Here is an 18,862-nt window from a genome sequence, read left to right on the forward strand (position 1 = left end):
ATCATCTGAGGCGAGATCTGCTGCTGGCCGTTCGCACCAGGCCGCAGCTTTTCGTCGTGCTATATCGGATAATTCGAGATCCGCCATTTTGCTCCTCTCCTCCGAGCCAAAGCTAAAGGGAGGATGGCAGTGCTGCCATGCTGGCCGTCCTTGCTTAATGGCAAGGACGGCCAGCATGCACTAGTTAGGGAAGTGGTCGGTTCTCGATACTGCCGACTATGCCCTCGCAGTAGTGGCCGGGCCCTCCCACACGCAGGTAGTAGCGCTTACTGGGGTTGAAGCCGCCGCGGTAGTCGTGCCAGGTCGACTTGGTGGTGACGATGATGCTTGTGTGGACGAACCCGTTGTCCGCTTGAACGACTTCGAGTGACACGTCGGCGCAGCTTGAGGTGCCCTTTCCGAGGTAGAAGATGCCATCGTAGGGGCCGTTATAGTACGGGTAGAGGCTACCTGTAGTGCAGGTCCCCGCGAAACCCGTGTTGCATGTCAGCTTCGTCGACGCTGCTGCCGGTGCCGACCCCATCGCCACCGTCATGCACGCCAGCGCGATGGTTGCTGCAATCGTCCTTCCCGCCTGGCGCACTACTGGCTGCCGCTGTGGAACACGACTTGGCTCCGTAGATCTCATCATTGCCTCCTCCTCATGTGACATATGCCGGTATTGTCGTTGGTGCCGACCTATTGACACCGATGGCAGGCGATGGCCGCTTCCCATAAAGCAGACTTACTTCCCCTTCATGAGGTCATGCGGCGAACGAGCAAGGTCTGCGCTGGCCTGTCTATTGCCGAAGTCCAGTCTCGTTTGCTCCTTCTATAGGCCATCGCCGCTGATATGACCCTGCCGCATCACCTGCGTTGGGAGAGGAAATCCCATACAATTCCACACATGAAACCATTCTTAGATCAACTCATCGATCATCCTGAACCGCATGATCACGCATGCGACGGGCGTCCTTCTCGGACTGGCCGGTGAATCAGGCAGCGCATCGTGACACCTTCACCGCGCCGCCCGACCCGGGTCAGTGCCGCACACTGGATGAGTTGGTCGGGCGGCTGCGGCTACTGAAGATCTGGGCCGGGAACCCGTCGTTTGAAACGATCAAGAATCGCGTAAATGCGGCATGGCAGACGGCCGGACGACCCGCTGCGGAGCTAACCAAGAAGGGCACCGTCGTAGACTGCTTCAAGGTCGGCCGGCGGCGACTCAATGTCGACCTGGTCGCCGCCGTTGTGAAGGCGCTGCATCCGGACGCTGGGTATGTGACGCAGTGGCGCCAGGCTTTGTATGTCATCAGTGGCGAGATGCAGGCGGGCGCTCAAGTCCGTGCGCAGGACATGCTGCCCAACGACCTGCCCGAGTTCGTCGGCCGCGATGTTGAAGTGGAGCGAATCCGGCACCTTGTGAACGCTCATGATGCCTCGCTGGCGGTCGCATCGATCGAGGGGCTGGCGGGGATCGGCAAGACCCGGCTTGCGACCCATGTAGGACACTTGCTCGCCGGGGAGAAGCCATTCGATCATGTGCTCTTCGTGGACCTGCGGGGTGTCCACCCCGACCCCGCCCAGCCTCCGGTCGAGCCGGTTGCCGTCCTCGACAGCTTCCTGCGTCTGCTCGGCGTGCCTGCTCACCGCATCCCGCACGGCCTTCCGGCGCGCACCGCGGCGTACCGGCGGTGGCTAGCCGATCGCCGAATCTTGGTGGTGCTCGACAACGCCGTTAACGAACAGCAGGTCGAACCGCTTTTGCCGGACAGCCCCGGCTCTGTCGCCCTGATCACCAGCCGGCACAGCCTGGGCCGGCTGCGAGTGGCAATTCGTATCACTCTGGATGTGTTCACGCCGGACGAGGCCACCGCGTTCCTGGCTCGGCTCGTTCCCGACATCAGCGCCAACGAGGATTCCGACGCCTTGGGGCGTATCGCAAATCGTTGTGGACACCTGCCGCTCGCGCTGGCCCTGCTCGCCAGCCTCATGCGCGCCACGCCCAGCTGGAGCGTAAGCGATCATGCCGAGCGGCTCGAACAACGGCACCAAGATCGGCGGTTGGAGGCCGGGGTGGAAAGGGCCCTCGCTCTCTCGTGTCAGCACCTGCCGGCGTTGCGGCAGCGGCTGTTCCGGCTGCTGGCGCTGCATCCCGGTCTCGATTTCGATACCTACGCCGCCGCCGCACTCGCCGACATCGATTTGGACACCGCGGGCGAGCAGTTGCGCCTCCTGGACAGCGATCACCTATTGCAGCAGGGCAGGCCGGGACGGTTCGCGTTCCACGAACTCGTGCGGGTGTACGGCATGGAGCGGGCCGCCGACGAGGACCGGCCGGCCGAACGACGCGAGGCCCTAACCCGCCTGTTCGATTATTACCTGGCAACGGCGGCGGCCGCGATGGACATCGTGCAGCCGGCCGAGGCACACCGGCGCCCCCGCATCCCACCCTGCGTCACCCCGGCGCCCGTTTTCGTCTCCCCCGACACCGCCCGCGCGTGGTTAGCCGCCGAGCTGCCCTGCCTGGTCTCGGTCGCATGCCACGCCGCCGACCATGGTTTGCCCAGCCACACCATCCGGCTCTCCGCCATCCTGCTTACATACCTCGTCAGCGGCCACTACGGCGACGCCATCGCCATCCATAGCCATGCTCTGGACGTCGGCCGCCGTATCGGCGACCGGGAAGGACAGGCGCAGGGGCTACTCGGTCTCGGTGGCGTCCACTATCGACTAGGCCGGTACGAGGTGGCTGCGGAGTGTCTGCAGCAGGCATTGACCCTGTTCCGCAGACTCGGGAACCCGCTCGGCGAAGCCAGGGCGCTGGACGGCCTCGGCGATGTTGAGCGGCGCACCGGCCATTACCGGATGGCCGTCCACCACCACATGCTGGCCTTATCGTTGTATCGCCGTGTTGGCGACCCGATGGGCGAGGCAGATGCGCTGACCGGCCTGGGCACAGTCGAGCATCGATTGAATGAGGCTGAACGCGGGGCCGATCATCTCCAGCAGGCTGTGGCCCTGTTCCGGCGGCTCGCTGACCCACACGGTGAAGCGACGGCCCTGAACAACCTTGGTCTCGTTGAGCAACGGTTGCAGCGGTACCAGGCCGCCGCCGATCATCTTCGGCGGGCCTTGACCCTGTTCCGGCGACTGGGCAATCCGCGCGGCGAAGGCAGCGCTCTGGACAGCCTGGGGATCGTCTACACCCGCCTGGGCCGGCCTAGCCAAGCTGCCGAGCACCACTTGCAGGCGCTCACCCTGTTTCGCGAGATCGGCGCCCGGGACAGCGAGGCGTGGGCTCTGAACGGTCTCGGCGAAGCCGTTCACGCCGCTGGCGACGCCGCCGAGGCGACTAGTCACCACACCGCCGCTCACGCCATCGCCACGGAGATCGGTGCTCGTGACCAGCACGCCCGCGCGCACGCCGGCCTGGCCCGCGCCCACCAGACGTTGGGCCACCGCGACCGTGCCCTCCAGCACTGCATTCGAGCACTGGCACTACACCCCGAACCGAACTCTCATGAGGCCGGAGAACTACGCACCCGTCTCGCCGCTCTCAGGAGCTATACGGAATAAGTATCATCGATCGTCTTGCTTCCAGACGCTGGAAGGTAGTTGCGGATGGTAGAAGACGTTCTGCGCTACCCAGCGAGAAAAACGGCCGCTGAACTAGCTTCTACCGGAGTTTGACCATATGGGTGTCCCGCTCGGCAAGGAGTTGTTGAAAACACGCGAAGGTCGTGCCCGAAGCGCACCGAGGTAGGTGGCGAACCAACCCGCCCAACGTAGCGAGCAGGCTCGTCGCGAAGATCGGGTGCCGTGTCCGATAGCCTCTGGCAACGAGAATACGACCATGGCAGCGTCGATAACCGCGAGCAGGCGATCAACAAAGTCGGCGGGGCCTGCGGTACGGGTCCAGCCGGCCGTGTCGCTAATCTCATACAGCAGCCGGATCCGCTGCTCCGCCCCCAAAGGCCCAGGCCGGCAGCGCAGTCTCGGCGAGTCCCCGTAGGTGAGGGGCATTGCCCAGGGCGTTCGCCGCACCCTAGCGGCGACACAGGTGGACTGTTATGTATGGCGACCCTAGGAAGGAAGCCCTGCCACCTCCGTAAGGTGGCAGGGCTTTCGCGTGGATGGACGGGGTCAGCCCTGCGGCTCGGCCACCGTGTTGCCACCAGCCGGGGTGGAGTCCGGCGCTGCGGCCTGCTTCGGGATCCGGAAGCCCCGCCGCCGGGTACGCCGGTCCAGCCAGCCGGCCAGCGTAGTTAGCAGTGAGTTGATCAGGATGTAGATCGCGGCCACCACGATCGCGGCGGCCACCACGTTGCCCCGGTTGGCGGATAGATCGTTGACGCCCCGCTGGAGCAGCTCGGGGAAGGCCACGATGTAGCCGAGCGCGGTGTCTTTGAGCAGCACCACGAGCTGGCTGACGATCACCGGCAGCATGGCCCGCGCGGCCTGGGGCACCAGGATGAGCCGCATCACCTGGTTCTTGCGCATGCCCACGGCGTACGCGGCCTCGGACTGCCCGCCGGGGATGGCTCGGATGCCGGCGCGGAACGCCTCGGCCAGCACCGACCCGTTGTAGAGGGTGAGGCCGACGACCACCGACCAGAATGCCGGGACCGGCCCCTGGATGAGGAACGGCACGCCGTAGAAGATGAAGAAGATCATCAGGAGCAGCGGCACAGCGCGGAAGAACTCGACTACCACGCCGGACGGCACCCGGACCCACCAGTGGTCGGAGAGTCGGCCGACGGCGAAGATGATGCCGAAGGCCAGCGACAGCACCATGCCCGTGGCTGCGGCGAGTAGGGTCTGCCGCAGGCCAGGCAGGATGAACTGTGTCCAGGTCGGCACCTCGGCGAACGGCTTCCAGAGGTTGCCCTCCCACTGCCCGGCCTGATCGAACTTCGCGTAGATCCACCAGAGCAGTGCGGCCAGGCCGACGCCGAAGACGACGCTGAGCAGCGCGTTGCGGACGCGGGCCCGGGGCCCCGGGTGGTCGTACAGGACCGTGCTGGTGCTCATCAGCGCTTCACCGCCAGACGGTTGGCCAGCCAGCCGAAGAAGTAGCCGGTGGGGACGAGGATCGCCGCGAATGTGCCGGCGAAGACCAGGAAGATCGGGATGACGGCGTCGCCGTTATCGTTGATCAACTGCTTCATCACGCTGGACGCCTCGATCAGTCCGATGGTGCCGACGATCGTCGCGTTCTTGCACAGCGCGATGAGCACGCTGCCGAGCGGAGCCACCACGGCCCGCCCGGCCTGGGGCAGGATCACGATCCGCAAGGTCTGGAAGAAGGTCAGCCCGATCGCCCGGGCGGCCTCGGCCTGCCCGGCCGGGACGGTGTTGATGCCGGAGCGGACCGCCTCGCAGACGAACGCTGCGGTGTAGACGGACAGGCCGATCACACCGAGCCAGAAGTTGTTCACGTTCAGGTCTTCGGCGAGGCTCACGCCTAGCGTGGAGTAGAGGCCGAAGTAGCAGAAGAAGATGATCAGCGTCAGCGGCGTGTTGCGGAAGATGTTCACCCAGGCGGTGCCAAAACCCCGCAGCACCGGCACGGGAGAGACCCGGAACGCGGCCAGGAGCACGCCGAGCAGCAGCGCGAGGACCGCCGACGCTCCGGTCAGCTTGAGGATCCAGAGAAAGCCCGACAGGTACGCGTCGAGGTTGGTCGGATCAGTGAACACGTGCATGCGTCGACTCCCGGGGCACGTCGTCGGCGTCGCGACAGGGCGGGGCCGGCATCCCTAGGGATGCCGGCCCCGGAACCGGTCAGACGCTGCCGCAGTTGGTCAGCTTGGTGGTGTCCAGTTCGGGCGCGGCCTTACCGCTCTTGCCCAGGGTGGCGTCCCAGGCGGCCTTGTACGAGCCGTCCGTGGCGGCGGTCTTGAGGATCTCGTTGATCTTCTCGCAGCCGTCCTTGTCGTCCTTCTTCAGGCCGATGCCGTAGGGCTCGGTGGAGAAGGGCTTGCCGACCACCTTGAACTTGCCGGCGTACTGGGGCTGCGCGGCGTAGCCGGCGAGGATGATGTCGTCGGTGGTCACCGCGTCGACCTGGCCACCGTCAAGGGCGGTGATGCACTTCGAGTACGCGTCGAAGAGCTGCAGCTTGGCCTTCGGGTGCTCGGTCTGGATCCGCTTGGCCGGGGTGGAACCCTGCACCGAGCAGACCTTCTTGCCGTCCAGGCCCTCCGGCCCGGCGATCGTGGAGTCCGCCTTGACCAGCAGGTCCTGGCCGGCGATGAAGTACGGGCCGGCGAAGTTGACCTTCTGCTTGCGCTCGTCGTTGATGGTGTAGGTGGCCACCACCAGGTCGACGGTGCCCTGCTGGATGAAGGGCTCGCGGTTGGCCGAGACGGTGGTCTTCCACTCGATGTTGTTTGCGTCCACGCCGAGGCCCTTGGCGATGATCTTGGCGATCTCGACGTCGAAGCCCTCGTACTGGCTGCCCGTCTGCAGGCCCAGGCCCGGCTGGTCGGCCTTCACGCCGATGACCAGCTTCTTCTGGCTCTGCGCCTTGCCGACGATGCCCTTGGCCCCGCCGCTGCCGGAGCCGCCGTCCCCGTCGCCGCCGCAGGCGCTCATGCCGAGCGCCAGAGTGGCTGCCGCGGCGACCGCCGCCACGCGCTTGTAACGCATATTCATCTCCTTCTTCGACGGAGCCGCCGGGGGACGGCGCGCTCCACTACGGACGCTCAGTGGGTGAGGATCTTGGAGAGGAAGTCCTTGGCCCGCTCGCTGCGCGGGTTCGCGAAGAACTCGGCCGGCGGGGCGTCCTCGACGAGCTTGCCGTCGGCCATGAAGATCACCCGGTTGGCCGCGTGCCGGGCGAAGCCCATCTCGTGGGTGACCACGACCATGGTCATGCCGTCGCGGGCCAGCGAGGTCATCACGTCCAGCACCTCGCCGACCATCTCCGGGTCCAGCGCGCTGGTCGGCTCGTCGAAGAGCATCGCCTTGGGCTGCATGGCCAGCGCGCGGGCGATCGCCGCCCGCTGCTGCTGGCCGCCGGAGAGCTGCGCCGGGTACTTGTCCGCCTGGTTGGCGATGCCGACCCGGTCCAGCAGGGCCAGGCCGCGCTCGCGGACGGCGGCCGGCTTCTCCTTGCGGACCTTGATCGGGCCGAGGGTGACGTTCTCCAGGATGGTCTTGTGCGCGAAGAGGTTGAACGACTGGAAGACCATGCCGACCTCGCTGCGCAGCTTGGCCAGGGCCTTCCCCTCGGCCGGCAGCGGGGTGCCGTCGAACGTGATGGTGCCCGAGTTGATCGGCTCCAGCCGGTTGATCGTCCGGCAGAGCGTCGACTTGCCGGAACCCGACGGGCCGATCACCACGACCACCTCGCCCCGGCCGACCGACAGCGAGACGTCGTCGAGCACGTGCAGGGGGCCGAACCACTTGTTGACCCCGTCCAGCACGATGAGCGGTTCGCCCGTCGTCACGTCGTCCACCGTCCCTGTGTCCGTGCGGAAAGCGGGGTCGATCGACCCCCGGTTGGGCCACTGTAGGCGGCGTGACGTGGCGGAACGCAACTCGAATGGTCACGGAGCGGTAACACCGGTCCCCGGCGTACCCGCAAGTCCGAATTCCGTCACGATCCGCCCGGTCCGCGTGGCGAAGTCCTCACCCCGCGGAGATCATGGGGGGATGACCCAAGCGCTCCGGCTGACCGATTACGCCCGCGGCGGCGGTTGCGCCTGCAAGATCCCGCCGGGCGAGCTGGAGGCGATGGTCGCCGGCCTCGGCCCGGCCGCCGGCGCCGCCGACCTGCTGGTCGGCCTGGAGAACGGCGACGACGCCGCGGTGGTCCGGCTGGACGAGCGGACCGGGCTGGTCAGCACCGCCGACTTCTTCACCCCGGTCGTGGACGACGCGTACGACTGGGGCCGGATCGCCGCGGCCAACGCCCTGTCCGACGTGTACGCCATGGGCGGCACCCCGCTGGTCGCGCTCAACCTGCTCTGCTGGCCGCGGGAGGTGCTGCCGCTGGAACTGGCCCGGGAGGTGCTGCGCGGCGGCCAGGACGTCGCCCGGGAGGCCGGCTGTCACCTGGCCGGCGGGCACAGCGTGGACGACGACGGCCCGAAGTACGGCCTCGCGGTCACCGGCGTGGTCCGCCCGGAGGAGCTGATCACGCTGGACGCCGGCCGTGCCGGCCTGCCGCTCTCGCTGACGAAGCCGCTCGGCGTCGGGGTGCTGAACACCCGGCACAAGCGGACCGGGGAGCGGTTCCCGGAGGCGGTCGCCTCGATGGCCCGGCTCAACCGGGACGCGGCCCGCGCGGCGGTCGGCGCCGGCGTCCGGTGCGGCACCGACGTCACCGGGTTCGGGCTGCTGGGGCACGCCTCGAAGCTGGCCCGGGCCAGCCGGCTGACGGCGGCGATCGACGCGGCGGCCGTGCCGTACCTGCCGGGCGCCCGGGAGGCGCTGCGCGACGGGTACGTGAGCGGCGGCACCCGGCGCAACCTGGACTGGGTGACCCCGTGGACCGACTTCGGTCGGGTCGACGACGGGGAGCGGCTGCTGCTGGCCGACGCGCAGACCTCCGGCGGCCTGCTGGTCGCCGGCGAGGTGCCGGGCGGGACGGTGGTCGGCGGGCTGCTGCCGGCGAGCGACCACCTCGTCCGGGTCCGCTGAGCATCATGTCGTCGGCGCGGATGCGGCACGACACCCGGTGATCCGCGCCGCGAAAGCGGCACCATACCCGATAAACTGTCATCTTCCCGCTACTCGGAGCAACGTCGCCCGAGGAAATTTTGCCCGGAATGGTCACAGACCGGTAACTTGCCCCCGGCTGAGGTCATATGCACCCCACCATCGTCAGTAAGGCCCGATCCGGAGGCCGGTGGGACGAGCACAGCGAGGAGGCGGCATGACCGAGCTGTGGAACTGGAGAATCGACGGCGCAGCGCCCGTGGAGGTCTACCCGGCGCTCGCCGAGGCGCTCGGCCGGGTGGTGATGCCCCTCGCCGTCGCCGACCCGGCCCGGCTCCCCGCGTACGCGGTGGTGTGCGATGTCTGGGAGGCGCCCGGGGTGTACGGCACCATGGTCGACTGCTACGGGGTGCCCGAAGGGCTGCCCGAACTGCCCAGCATCGCGGCGCTGGCCCGGCTGCTGGACCGCAACTGCCTGATGCGCGACGACACCCTCGACGCCGGGCGGCACCTGCTGATCGCCCCGGACGGCACGATCCGTCCGGTGCACTTCGAGGTCGTGGAGACCGACGACGGCGAGGTGCTCAGCGATCAGCGGCTCTGCACCGTGTCGCACCCCGGCTGCCGGGGCTGGTCGCAGTGCCACCGCTCCCGCTGGGCGCCCGACACGGTCGCGCCGGCCCTGGCCGCCGCCTGACGGCACCGGCCCCGGCCGTCAGGCGTACGGCGCGTGAACGATGCGGGCCGCGCCCCGTCAGCCCCGGGCGGCCGGCTGCTGCCCCCGGACCACCAGCTGGTCGAGCAGGGTCCTGATGCTCCGGCACAGGGCTCCTCCTCGTTCGTTCCGACCGGCTCGGCCCGGATACGCTGTCCGGGTCATGACTACCGCAGCCGCGGGCAGCCCGCGTACCTACCAGGTGCGCACGTACGGCTGCCAGATGAACGTGCACGACTCCGAGCGCATCTCCGGCCTGCTCGAACAGGCCGGGTACGTGCGCGCCGCCGAGGCCGACGAGCAGCCCGACGTGGTGGTGTTCAACACCTGCGCCGTCCGGGAGAACGCCGACAACCGGCTCTACGGCAACCTGGGTCACCTGCGCCCCGTGAAGGACAAGCACCCCGGGATGCAGATCGCCGTCGGTGGCTGCCTGGCCCAGAAGGACCGCGGCGAGATCGTCCGCAAGGCCCCCTGGGTGGACGTGGTCTTCGGCACGCACAACATCGGCTCGCTGCCGGTGCTGCTGGAGCGGGCCCGGCACAACACCGCCGCCGAGGTGGAGATCCTCGAGTCCCTAGACGTCTTCCCCTCCACGCTGCCCACCCGGCGCGAGTCGACGTACGCCGGCTGGGTGTCGATCTCGGTCGGCTGCAACAACACCTGCACGTTCTGCATCGTGCCCTCCCTGCGCGGCAAGGAGAAGGACCGCCGACCCGGCGACATCCTCTCCGAGGTGCGCGCCCTGGTCGACGAGGGCGTGCTGGAGGTGACCCTGCTCGGGCAGAACGTCAACTCCTACGGCGTCGAGTTCGGTGACCGGTACGCGTTCGGCAAGCTGCTGCGCGCCTGCGGCGACATCGAGGGCCTGGAGCGGGTCCGCTTCACCAGCCCGCACCCGAAGGACTTCACCGACGACGTCATCGCCGCGATGGCCGAGACGCCGAACGTCTGCCACTCGCTGCACATGCCGCTGCAGTCCGGCTCCGACGACGTGCTGCGGGCGATGCGCCGCTCGTACCGGTCGGAGAAGTACCTGGGCATCATCGAGAAGGTCCGGGCGGCGATGCCGGACGCGGCGATCACCACCGACATCATCGTCGGCTTCCCCGGCGAGACCGACGCCGACTTCGAGCGCACCCTCGACGTGGTCCGGGAGGCGCGCTTCTCCTCGGCGTTCACCTTCCAGTACTCCAAGCGCCCCGGCACCCCGGCCGCGACCATGGACGGCCAGCTCCCCAAGCAGGTCGTGCAGGAGCGCTACGAGCGGCTCATCGCCGCCGTCGAGGAGATCACCTGGGCGGAGAACCGGAAGCTGGTCGGGGAGACCGTCGAGGTGCTGGTCGCCGTCGGCGAGGGGCGCAAGGACGAGCGCACCGGCCGGATGTCCGGCCGGGCCCGGGACGGCCGCCTGGTGCACTTCGACGCGGGCACCCTGGCCGGGCAGATCCGCCCCGGCGACATCGTGCACACCACCGTCACGTACGCCGCCCCGCACCACCTGAACGCCGACGGGGAGCCGCTGTCGCACCGGCGTACCCGGGCCGGCGACGCGGCCGAGGCGGGGCGCGCCCCGCGTACCCCCGGGGTGCTGCTGGGGCTGCCGACGATCGGCGCGCCGGCCGCGGCGCCCGCCCCCAGCGGCGGCTGCGCCGCCCACTGAGGCGACCGCCGACGGCCGGGACCTCCAGCGGAGGCCCCGGCCGTCGCGGCTCAGCAGGCGGTGCCGTTGAGCTTCACCGACGCGGGCGCGGACGCCGTGCCGTTGGCGGTGAAGCCGATGGTCACCGAGGCGCCCGGCGCGAGCGCCTTCGACCAGTCGGGGGCGGCGGCGGTGACCGTGGTGCCGGACTGCGTCACGGTGGCGTTCCAGCCGCTGGCCAGGGTCACCCCGGACGGCCAGGACCAGGTCACCGACCACGGGTTCACCGTGGCGGTGCCGGCGTTCTTCACCGTCAGCTCGCCCTGGAAGCCGCCCTGCCACGCGTTGACCTGCTTGTAGGTGGCGGTGCAGCCCCCGGTCGGGGCCGGGGTGGTCGGCGCCGGGGTGGTCGGCGACGGCGAGGTGTTCGGCGTGCCGGTCGGCGACGGGCTGCCGGTGCCGCCGCCACCCACCGGCGGGATCAGGTACGGCTGGAGGATGTCCTGCTTGGCCTGGTTGATGGTGGTCCAGTCGTCGTTCGCGATGCCACCGGTGTCACCCGAGTTCGGGTTCCACGACCAGTAGGTGAAGGACATCCCGTTCACCCCGGTCCCGGTGTACGCCATCAGGTTCTGCAGCCAGACCTTGTCCTTCGGGTCCTGGAGCGTGGTGCCGAACTCGCCCATCATGATCGGCGCGATGTTCTGCTTGTAGAGGTAGCCCCAGTACTTGTCCCAGATCCCCGGCATGTTCGCGGGGTAGGTCGGGTCGTCGAACCAGGCCTGGTGGTAGACCGAGGTGGCGTACTCGTGCGGGGAGTAGACCAGCCGGTTGGCCACGTTCAGCCGGACCGGGAACTCGCCCGCCTTGGACAGGTTGCCGCCCCACCAGCCGCAGTCCTCGTCGTTGCTGGGGTCGTTGTCCCAGACGTTCGACAGGCCGCCGCTGGGGCAGCTCACCCCCTCCACGAAGATCAGCCAGTTTGGCTGCACCCCGAGGATCGCGTTGCCGGCCCGCTCGGCCGCCAGCCGCCAGTCCCGGGCGGTGTCCCCGCAGCCCCAGCAGGCGCCGGTGGCCGCCGGGTTGGTGCCCTCGGCGTGCGGCTCGTTGTGCAGGTCGGCGCCGATCACCGTGGGGTTGTTCGCGTACCGCTGGGCGAGCGTCTTCCAGTCGGCGATCCACGTCGCCTCGGACACCGTCGAGGTGTACCAGAGCGGCGACTGCCCGGCCGAGGTGGGCCGGTGCCGGTCCAGGATGACCCGCATCCCCTTGCTGCCCGCGTAGTCGATGACCTTGTCGAGGATCTGCAACGGGGAGAGGCCGACCAGGTCGGGGTTGACGTAGTCGTTGATCCCGGTGGCCGTCGCGCCCGGCTTCAGCGCGTCGTTCGAGTACGGGATGCGCAGCGTGTTGTAGCCGAGCCGGGCCATGGTGTCGAGCTGGCTGCGCCACGGGTTGCTCGACCACAGACCGTGGAAGGTCTTGTTGTCGGTCTCCATGCCGAACCAGTTGATGCCGGTGAGCCGGACCGTGGCCCCCGTACTGTCGACGATCTTGTTGCCGCTGGTGTGCAGGTAGCCGGTGCCGGTCCCGCCGGTGGCGGCGGCGGCCGGGGTGGTGCTGACGGCGGCGGCGACGAGGACGCCGGCCGCGGCGGTGGCGAGCGCGGCGAGCGCGCCGCCGAGGGCGGTGGGTCGGTGCATGGAAGCTCCACTTCGGATGCCCGCAGGGCGTAGCCGCCGCGGACGGTGCGACCAGGGGAGACGGCCCGCTCGTCATCGAGTACGCGGACAGTGCGCGCCGGGCCGTGCCACGTGGACGGCCACCCGCGGGGGAGCACCGGCAATCCCCGACGGCGCGATCAGCCGTCGGTGCCCTCGTGCCGGTGTCGGAACCTGGCTCCGCCGCCCATTCTGATCAGCCCACCTCGATGCGTCAACACGCGGCAGCCCCCGATCCCTGCACGGGACCGGGGGCTGCCGGGGTGGGTCAGGTCAGCCGGCCTGCTCGGCCAGCTGGAGGAACTGCCGCTTCGAGGAGAGCGCCTGCTCGGCCTCCTTGATCCGCCGGGCGTCGCCGGCGGCCTGGGCCCGGGCCAGCCGCTCCTCGGCCTCGGCGACCTGCGCCCGCATCTGGGCCAGCAGCGGGTTGTCCTCCTTGGTGGTACGCCGCCACGCGGAGTCCATGACCTCGCGGACCTTGTCGTCCACGGCGCGCAGCCGGCGCTCCAGCCCGGCCGCGGCCTCGCGGGGCACCCGACCGGCCTCGTGCCACTGCGCCTGGATCTCCCGCAGCTTCGCCTGGGCGCCCTTCGGGTCGCCGTCGACGTCGAGCGCCTCGGCCTCCGCCAGCAGCGCCTGCTTGCGCTCCAGGTTGGCCCGCTGCTCGTTGTCGCGCGCCGAGAACACCTCGCTGCGCCGGGTGAAGAAGTGGTCCTGCGCGGCGCGGAACCGTTCCCAGAGCTTCTGCTCGGCCTCCTTGGACGCCCGCGGCGCGGCCTTCCACTGGGCCATCAGGTCCTTGAGCTGGTTGGCGGTGATCGCCCAGTCCGTGGAGTCCTTCAGCTTCTCGGCCTCGGTGACCAGCTCCTCCTTGACCGACTGCGCCTGCTTGCGCTGCTGGTCCAGGGAGGCGAAGTGGGCGCCCCGGCGGCGGGTGAACGCGTCACGGGCGGCGGCGAACCGCTTCCACAGCTCGCCGTCGGTCTTCTTGTCGACCCCGCGGATGGTCTTCCACTCGTCGAGGATCTCCTTGAGCCGGTCCCCGGCGGTCTTCCAGCCGGTCGACTCGGCGGCCAGCTTCTCCGCCTCCTCCACCAGGGCGGTCTTGCGGGCCAGGGCCTCGCCCCGGGCGGCGTCCCGGGCCGCCTTGGCCTCGCCGGCCTTCTCCTCGGCCACCGCGGCCAGCTTGTCCAGGCGCGCGGCCAGCGCGTCGATGTCACCGACCACGTGCGCCTCGGCCAGCGAGGCGCGGATCCGCCGGATCGTGGCCAGCGAGTGGCCGGCGTCCGCCGCGCCCGAGTTGAGCCGGGCCTCGGTCAGGTCCACCTCCGTCACCAGGTCGGCGAAGCGCCGGGCGAAGTGGGCCAGCCCCTCTTCCGGGGCCCCCGCCTGCCAGGATCCGACCACCCGCTCGCCCTCGGCGGTCTTGACGTAGACGGTGCCGTCCGCGTCCACCCGTCCGAAGGCAGTCCAGTCGCTCATGTGCCCATCCTCGTTCTCCCGGCGTCGACGGGGCTGCCCCCTCGATCGCCGCCACGGCGCAGCAAAGTTACTCCCGGCATTGTCACAGGTCCGCCCCCGTCCGTGTCGAGCGCCTGTCGTCGACCGTGACCATACGGTGTCGTAGCGCCGCGATGACCGGATCGGCCCGGGGACGCACCGGGTGATACGGATAGGTTGAACGGGTGCCACTGGTCGCCGCCGCCGTCTGCCCCCACCCGCCCCTGCTCGTACCCGAGGTCGCCGGCGCGGCAGCCGGTGAGCTGGATCATCTCCGCGCCGCCTGCGACGCCGCCGTCACCGGGCTGCTCGCCGCGGAGCCCGAGGTCATCCTGCTGCTCGGCAGCGGTCCGGCGACCGAGCGGTTCGGTGCCGCCGACTACGGTTCGCTGCGCGGGTACGGCGTGAACCGGTACGTCCGGCTCTGGCACACCAACTGCTCCGGGATCGAATCGCTGCCGCTGAGCCTGACCATCGGCGCGTGGCTGGTCGGCCGCTCCGGCACCGACCTGCCCCGGCTGGCCCGCTCGGTCGCCGCCGACGCGTCCCCGGCCGAGTGCGCCGAGCTCGGGGCGACGATCGAGGCCGAGGCGGCGGGGCGTACCGCGCTGCTGGTGCTGGGGGACGGGTCGGCCTGCCGGGGCGTGCGGGCGCCCGGCTACGACGACCCGCGCGCCGAGGCGTACGACGAGGGGGTGGCCCGAGCCCTGGCCGACGCGGACGCCGACGCCCTGCTCGGCCTGGACCCGGCGGTGTCCGCGGAGCTGAAGGCGGCCGGGCGGGCGCCCTGGCAGGTGCTGGCCGGCGCGGTCCGCGCGGCGGGCGGCGACTGGCGGGGTCGGCTCAGCCACCACGAGGCCCCCTACGGCGTTGCCTACTTCGTGGCGAACTGGGAGCGGGCATGACCGGCCGGGTGGTGGCCGTGGTCGGGCCGACCGCGGCCGGGAAGTCGGCGCTCAGCATCGCCCTCGCGCACGCCCTCGACGGCGAGGTGGTCAACGCCGACTCGATGCAGCTCTACCGGGGCATGGACATCGGCACCGCCAAGCTGACCCCGGCCGAGCGGGAAGGGGTGCCGCACCACCTGCTCGACATCTGGGAGGTGACCGAGCCGGCCAGCGTCGCCGAGTACCAGAAACTGGCCCGCGCGGCGGTCGACGACATCCTGGCCCGGGGGAAGGTGCCGCTGCTGGTGGGCGGCTCGGGGCTCTACGTGCGGGCGGTGCTGGAGCAGTTCGAGTTCCCCGGCACCGACCCGGCGGTGCGGGAGCGGCTGGAGGCGGAGCTGGCGGCGGCCGGCCCGGCCCCGCTGTACGCCCGGCTGAAGGAGGCCGACCCGGCGGCGGCGTCCGGCATCCTGCCGACCAACGGGCGGCGGATCGTCCGGGCCCTGGAGGTGATCGAGCTGACCGGCGCGCCGTTCACCGCCGCCCTGCCCGAGCCGACCCCGTTCTACCCGTCGGTGCAGGTCGGCGTGGACCTGGACACCGCGCTGTTGGACGAGCGGATCGCGCTGCGGGTGGACCGGATGTGGGCCGACGGCCTGGTCGCCGAGACCCGGACCCTGGTCGGCCGGGGCCTGCCCGAGGGGCGTACGGCCAGCCGGGCGCTCGGCTACCAGCAGGTGCTGCGCTTCCTGGCCGGGGAGCTGACCGAGGCCGAGGCGCACGACGAGACCATCCGCGCCACCCGCCGCTTCGTCCGCCGGCAGCGCTCCTGGTTCCGGCGCGACCCCCGGATCCACTGGCTGGACTCCGCCTCGCCCTCGTTTCTCGACACTGCGCTGCGGTTGGTCGCCGAGCATCGGGAATGATGGGGGCGTGGAGTTCACCAAGGGCCACGGCACCGGCAACGACTTCGTCATCCTGCCCGACCCGGACGGCGCGCTCGACCTGACGCCCGGGCTGGTCGCGGCGCTCTGCGACCGGCGGCGCGGGATCGGCGGCGACGGCGTGCTGCGCGTGGTGCGGGCCGCCAAGCACCCGGAGGGCGCCGCCCTGGCCGGCGAGGCCGAGTGGTTCATGGACTACTGGAACTCGGACGGCTCGCTCGCCGAGATGTGCGGCAACGGCGCCCGGGTCTTCGTCCGCTACCTGCTGGAGACCGGCCTGGCCACCCCGGCCGGCGCGGCGCTGCCGGTGGCCACCCGGGCCGGCGTCGTGCGTGCCCGGATCGAGGGGGAGGCCGTCGCCGTCGAGATGCGCCGCCCCCGGCTGTCCGGCACGGCCACCGCGACCCTGGGCGGGCTGACCCTGGCCGGCACCGCGGTGGACGTCGGCAACCCGCACCTGGTCTGCGCGCTGCCCACCGGGCTGGAGCTGCCGGGTCTGGACCTCACCCGGGCGCCCGGCATCGACCCGGCGGTCTTCCCGTCCGGAGTGAATGTGGAGTTCACCGCCCCCGGCGAGCCGGTGGGGGGCACCGACGGGCACGTGCTGATGCGGGTCTACGAGCGCGGTTCCGCCGAGACGCTCTCCTGCGGCACCGGCGCCTGCGCGGTCGCCGCGGTCGCGCTGCGCGACGCCGGCCTGGACACCGGCACGATGACCGTGGACGTCCCCGGCGGCCGCCTCACGGTGACCGTCACCGACGACTCCTGCTGGCTCTCCGGCCCGGCCGTCCTGGTCGCCACCGGCGAGATCACCTCCATCGCCCTGCGTCCCTGACCCGCTGCCCCGCCGCGCCTTCCTCCTTCCGTCCGCGGCGTCCGTCGGTCGATGCGGTCCGCGCGCCGGATGGGGTCGACCGCCCCGGACGGCACAAGAGTTTTCAGCGGTATGTCTCTGCGACATAAACATGTCTGAGAGACATACCGCTCTCCGGGCTTGGACTGAGCCCCCGAGACACGCCGAAGCCGGCGGCCGTCGCGGCCCCGCCGGCGGGGTCCGGCCGTCGGGGTCCGGCCGTCGCGGGCCGGGCGGCGCGGGCCGGGCGGCGCGGGGCGGGGCGGCGCTTGCGATGGAGGGTCAGGGGGTGGCGCTGGCGTTGGCGGCGATCTCCGGGAGGTCGGCCGGGCCCGGGTCCGCGGCCGGGGGCGGGGTGGCGCCCGGGTTCTGCGCGGCGGCGCGGACCGCCGCCGCGACCGCCGGGGCGACCCGGGAGTCGAAGACGCTCGGCACGATCACCGTCGGGTTGATCTTGTCTTCGCCGACCACGTCCGCGATGGCCCGGGCCGCGGCGATCGCCATCTCCTCGGTGAACTCCTCGGCGTGCGCGTCGAGCATGCCGCGGAAGACGCCCGGGAAGGCGAGCACGTTGTTGATCTGGTTCGGCTGGTCGGAGCGGCCGGTGGCGACCACCGCGGCGTGCTTGCGCGCCTCCCGCGGGTCCACCTCCGGGTCCGGGTTGGCCAGCGCGAAGACGATCGCGTCCTTGGCCATGGTGGCGATGTCCTCGCCGGTGAGCAGGTTCGGCGCGCTGACCCCGATGAACACGTCCGCGCCCTGCACCGCGCCGGGCAGGTCGCCGGAGTAGTTCTCCTTGTTGGTGTGGTCGGCCAGCCACTGCCAGGCCGGGTTGAGGTCGGGCAGCCCGCGGTGCAGGGCGCCCTGCCGGTCGTACGCGATGATGTCGCCCACACCCTGCCGGAGCAGCAGTTTCATGATCGCGGTGCCGGCCGCGCCGGCGCCCGAGACCACCACCCGGACGTCCTCCAGCTGCTTGCCCACGACGCGCAGCGCGTTGGTCAGCGCGGCCAGCACGCAGATCGCGGTGCCGTGCTGGTCGTCGTGGAAGACCGGGATGTCCAGCGCCTCGCGCAGCCGGGCCTCGATCTCGAAGCAGCGCGGCGCGGCGATGTCCTCCAGGTTGATCCCGCCGTACGCGGGCGCGATCGCCTTCACGATCGAGACGATCTCGTCGGTGTCCTGGGTGTCCAGCACCACCGGCCAGGCGTCCACCCCGCCGAAGCGCTTGAACAACGCCGCCTTGCCCTCCATCACCGGCAGCGAGGCGGCCGGCCCGAGGTTGCCCAGGCCGAGCACGGCCGAGCCGTCACTGACCACGGCGACCGTGTTCCGCTTGATGGTGAGCCGGCGCGCGTCGGCCGGGTTCTCCGCGATCGCCTGGCAGACCCGGGCCACCCCGGGGGTGTACGCCCGGGACAGCTCGTCCCGGGTGCGCAGCGCGACCTTCGAGTGGACCTCGATCTTGCCGCCGAGGTGCAGCAGGAAGGTCCGGTCGGAGACCTTGCGGACGTCCACCCCGTCGAGCGCGGTCAGCGCGTCGACCACCTGGTCGGCGTGGTTGGCGTCGGCGGTGTCGCAGGTGAGGTCGACGATCACGTGGGCCGGGTCGGAGTCGACCACGTCGAGCGCGGTGACGATGGCGCCCGCCTCGCCCGCCGCGGTGGTCAGCCGGCCGATCGAGGAGGCGTCCGCGGGTACCGCGATCCGGATGGTGATCGAGAATCCGGCACTCGGCAGTCGGGTGTTGGCCACGTAGAACTCCTCCGTCGGCACTGAGCGGCTCGCCTGGCATTTCTACTCGCCCGCCCAGCTCGGCCGGCATCCGGCCCCGCTACCAGTTAGTAGCGCCACGGGCATATAGCAGGTGCGTCGGGCGTTGGCACATGTCAGGATGCTCATACGAACGGGAAATACCCCGACGATAGACATAACGGACAGGAGACGCGGT

General features: G+C 70.4%; 15 protein-coding genes. 7 read left to right on the plus strand and 8 right to left on the minus strand.

Annotation, left to right across the window (positions count from 1 at the left end):
* Nucleotides 1–184: 184 nt before the first annotated feature.
* Nucleotides 185–652 (minus strand): hypothetical protein, encoded by a 468-nt coding sequence (locus ACGFI9_RS13495; protein ID WP_393178246.1) that lies wholly within the window; start codon nt 650–652, stop codon nt 185–187.
* A gap of 317 nt (nt 653–969) precedes the next feature.
* Between ACGFI9_RS13495 and ACGFI9_RS13500 the strand changes: the two genes are divergently transcribed.
* Entirely contained in the window at nt 970–3,558 is a 2,589-nt protein-coding gene (locus ACGFI9_RS13500; RefSeq protein ID WP_393178248.1) for a tetratricopeptide repeat protein, read from the plus strand.
* 567 nt (nt 3,559–4,125) lie between these two features.
* On the opposite strand, the gene ACGFI9_RS13505 is transcribed toward ACGFI9_RS13500, so the two are convergent.
* The 4 genes from ACGFI9_RS13505 to ACGFI9_RS13520 form a co-directional block, all read right to left on the minus strand.
* Nucleotides 4,126–5,013: an amino acid ABC transporter permease gene (locus tag ACGFI9_RS13505; protein WP_393178249.1), complete on the minus strand. Its 888-nt coding sequence runs from the start codon at nt 5,011–5,013 to the stop codon at nt 4,126–4,128.
* Nucleotides 5,013–5,687 (minus strand): amino acid ABC transporter permease, encoded by a 675-nt coding sequence (locus tag ACGFI9_RS13510; RefSeq protein ID WP_393178250.1) that lies wholly within the window; start codon nt 5,685–5,687, stop codon nt 5,013–5,015. Before ACGFI9_RS13510 ends, ACGFI9_RS13505 begins: the two co-directional genes overlap by 1 nt.
* A gap of 79 nt (nt 5,688–5,766) precedes the next feature.
* Nucleotides 5,767–6,633: a glutamate ABC transporter substrate-binding protein gene (locus ACGFI9_RS13515; RefSeq protein ID WP_393178251.1), complete on the minus strand. Its 867-nt coding sequence runs from the start codon at nt 6,631–6,633 to the stop codon at nt 5,767–5,769.
* A gap of 56 nt (nt 6,634–6,689) precedes the next feature.
* On the minus strand, nt 6,690–7,445 hold the full coding sequence (locus ACGFI9_RS13520; RefSeq protein WP_393178252.1) for an amino acid ABC transporter ATP-binding protein: 756 nt from the start codon (nt 7,443–7,445) through the stop codon (nt 6,690–6,692).
* 196 nt (nt 7,446–7,641) lie between these two features.
* Here ACGFI9_RS13520 and selD point away from each other — a divergent pair, with 196 nt between their 5' ends.
* The 3 genes from selD (at nt 7,642) to miaB (ending at nt 11,027) form a co-directional block, all read left to right on the plus strand.
* Entirely contained in the window at nt 7,642–8,631 is a 990-nt protein-coding gene (gene selD / locus ACGFI9_RS13525; protein WP_393178253.1) for a selenide, water dikinase SelD, read from the plus strand.
* 235 nt (nt 8,632–8,866) lie between these two features.
* Entirely contained in the window at nt 8,867–9,346 is a 480-nt protein-coding gene (locus ACGFI9_RS13530) for a hypothetical protein (RefSeq protein ID WP_393178254.1), read from the plus strand.
* A gap of 181 nt (nt 9,347–9,527) precedes the next feature.
* Nucleotides 9,528–11,027 carry a tRNA (N6-isopentenyl adenosine(37)-C2)-methylthiotransferase MiaB gene (gene miaB, locus ACGFI9_RS13535; protein WP_393178255.1) on the plus strand — a complete coding sequence of 500 codons (1,500 nt, stop codon included), beginning with the start codon at nt 9,528–9,530 and terminating at the stop codon, nt 11,025–11,027.
* Nucleotides 11,028–11,077: 50 nt separating this feature from the next.
* On the opposite strand, the gene ACGFI9_RS13540 is transcribed toward miaB, so the two are convergent.
* Both ACGFI9_RS13540 and ACGFI9_RS13545 read right to left on the minus strand, forming a co-directional pair.
* Nucleotides 11,078–12,709 carry a cellulase family glycosylhydrolase gene (locus ACGFI9_RS13540; RefSeq protein WP_393178256.1) on the minus strand — a complete coding sequence of 544 codons (1,632 nt, stop codon included), beginning with the start codon at nt 12,707–12,709 and terminating at the stop codon, nt 11,078–11,080.
* A 291-nt stretch (nt 12,710–13,000) separates the two neighbouring features.
* Entirely contained in the window at nt 13,001–14,209 is a 1,209-nt protein-coding gene (locus ACGFI9_RS13545; RefSeq protein ID WP_393178257.1) for a DUF349 domain-containing protein, read from the minus strand.
* Between the two features lie 203 nt (nt 14,210–14,412).
* Here ACGFI9_RS13545 and ACGFI9_RS13550 point away from each other — a divergent pair, with 203 nt between their 5' ends.
* Genes ACGFI9_RS13550 through dapF form a run of 3 tightly spaced genes read left to right on the plus strand, consistent with a single transcriptional unit; the run spans nt 14,413 to nt 16,893 of the window.
* Nucleotides 14,413–15,132, plus strand: coding sequence for a hypothetical protein (locus tag ACGFI9_RS13550; RefSeq protein WP_393178259.1), 720 nt, complete (start codon nt 14,413–14,415; stop codon nt 15,130–15,132).
* Nucleotides 15,129–16,040 (plus strand): tRNA (adenosine(37)-N6)-dimethylallyltransferase MiaA, encoded by a 912-nt coding sequence (miaA, locus tag ACGFI9_RS13555; RefSeq protein ID WP_393178260.1) that lies wholly within the window; start codon nt 15,129–15,131, stop codon nt 16,038–16,040. Before ACGFI9_RS13550 ends, miaA begins: the two co-directional genes overlap by 4 nt.
* Nucleotides 16,041–16,047: 7 nt before the next feature.
* Complete coding sequence (gene dapF / locus ACGFI9_RS13560) at nt 16,048–16,893, plus strand: diaminopimelate epimerase (protein WP_393178261.1); 846 nt, start codon at nt 16,048–16,050, stop codon at nt 16,891–16,893.
* 300 nt (nt 16,894–17,193) lie between these two features.
* Here the strand turns inward: dapF and ACGFI9_RS13565 are convergent, their stop codons facing one another.
* Entirely contained in the window at nt 17,194–18,666 is a 1,473-nt protein-coding gene (locus ACGFI9_RS13565; RefSeq protein WP_393178262.1) for an NAD-dependent malic enzyme, read from the minus strand.
* Between the last annotated feature and the right edge of the window lie 196 nt (nt 18,667–18,862).

This window comes from Micromonospora sp. NPDC048930, from assembly GCF_043197935.1.
Taxonomy (GTDB): domain Bacteria; phylum Actinomycetota; class Actinomycetes; order Mycobacteriales; family Micromonosporaceae; genus Micromonospora.

Bases quoted from the DNA above. Each gene is read 5' to 3' on its own strand.
- ACGFI9_RS13495 (WP_393178246.1), bottom strand. From the start codon at position 652: ATGTCACATGAGGAGGAGGCAATGATGAGATCTACGGAGCCAAGTCGT.
- ACGFI9_RS13505 (WP_393178249.1), bottom strand. From the start codon at position 5,013: ATGAGCACCAGCACGGTCCTGTACGACCACCCGGGGCCCCGGGCCCGC.
- ACGFI9_RS13510 (WP_393178250.1), bottom strand. From the start codon at position 5,687: ATGCACGTGTTCACTGATCCGACCAACCTCGACGCGTACCTGTCGGGC.
- ACGFI9_RS13515 (WP_393178251.1), bottom strand. From the start codon at position 6,633: ATGCGTTACAAGCGCGTGGCGGCGGTCGCCGCGGCAGCCACTCTGGCG.
- selD (WP_393178253.1), top strand. From the start codon at position 7,642: ATGACCCAAGCGCTCCGGCTGACCGATTACGCCCGCGGCGGCGGTTGC.
- ACGFI9_RS13530 (WP_393178254.1), top strand. From the start codon at position 8,867: ATGACCGAGCTGTGGAACTGGAGAATCGACGGCGCAGCGCCCGTGGAG.
- miaB (WP_393178255.1), top strand. From the start codon at position 9,528: ATGACTACCGCAGCCGCGGGCAGCCCGCGTACCTACCAGGTGCGCACG.
- ACGFI9_RS13540 (WP_393178256.1), bottom strand. From the start codon at position 12,709: ATGCACCGACCCACCGCCCTCGGCGGCGCGCTCGCCGCGCTCGCCACC.
- ACGFI9_RS13545 (WP_393178257.1), bottom strand. From the start codon at position 14,209: ATGAGCGACTGGACTGCCTTCGGACGGGTGGACGCGGACGGCACCGTC.
- miaA (WP_393178260.1), top strand. From the start codon at position 15,129: ATGACCGGCCGGGTGGTGGCCGTGGTCGGGCCGACCGCGGCCGGGAAG.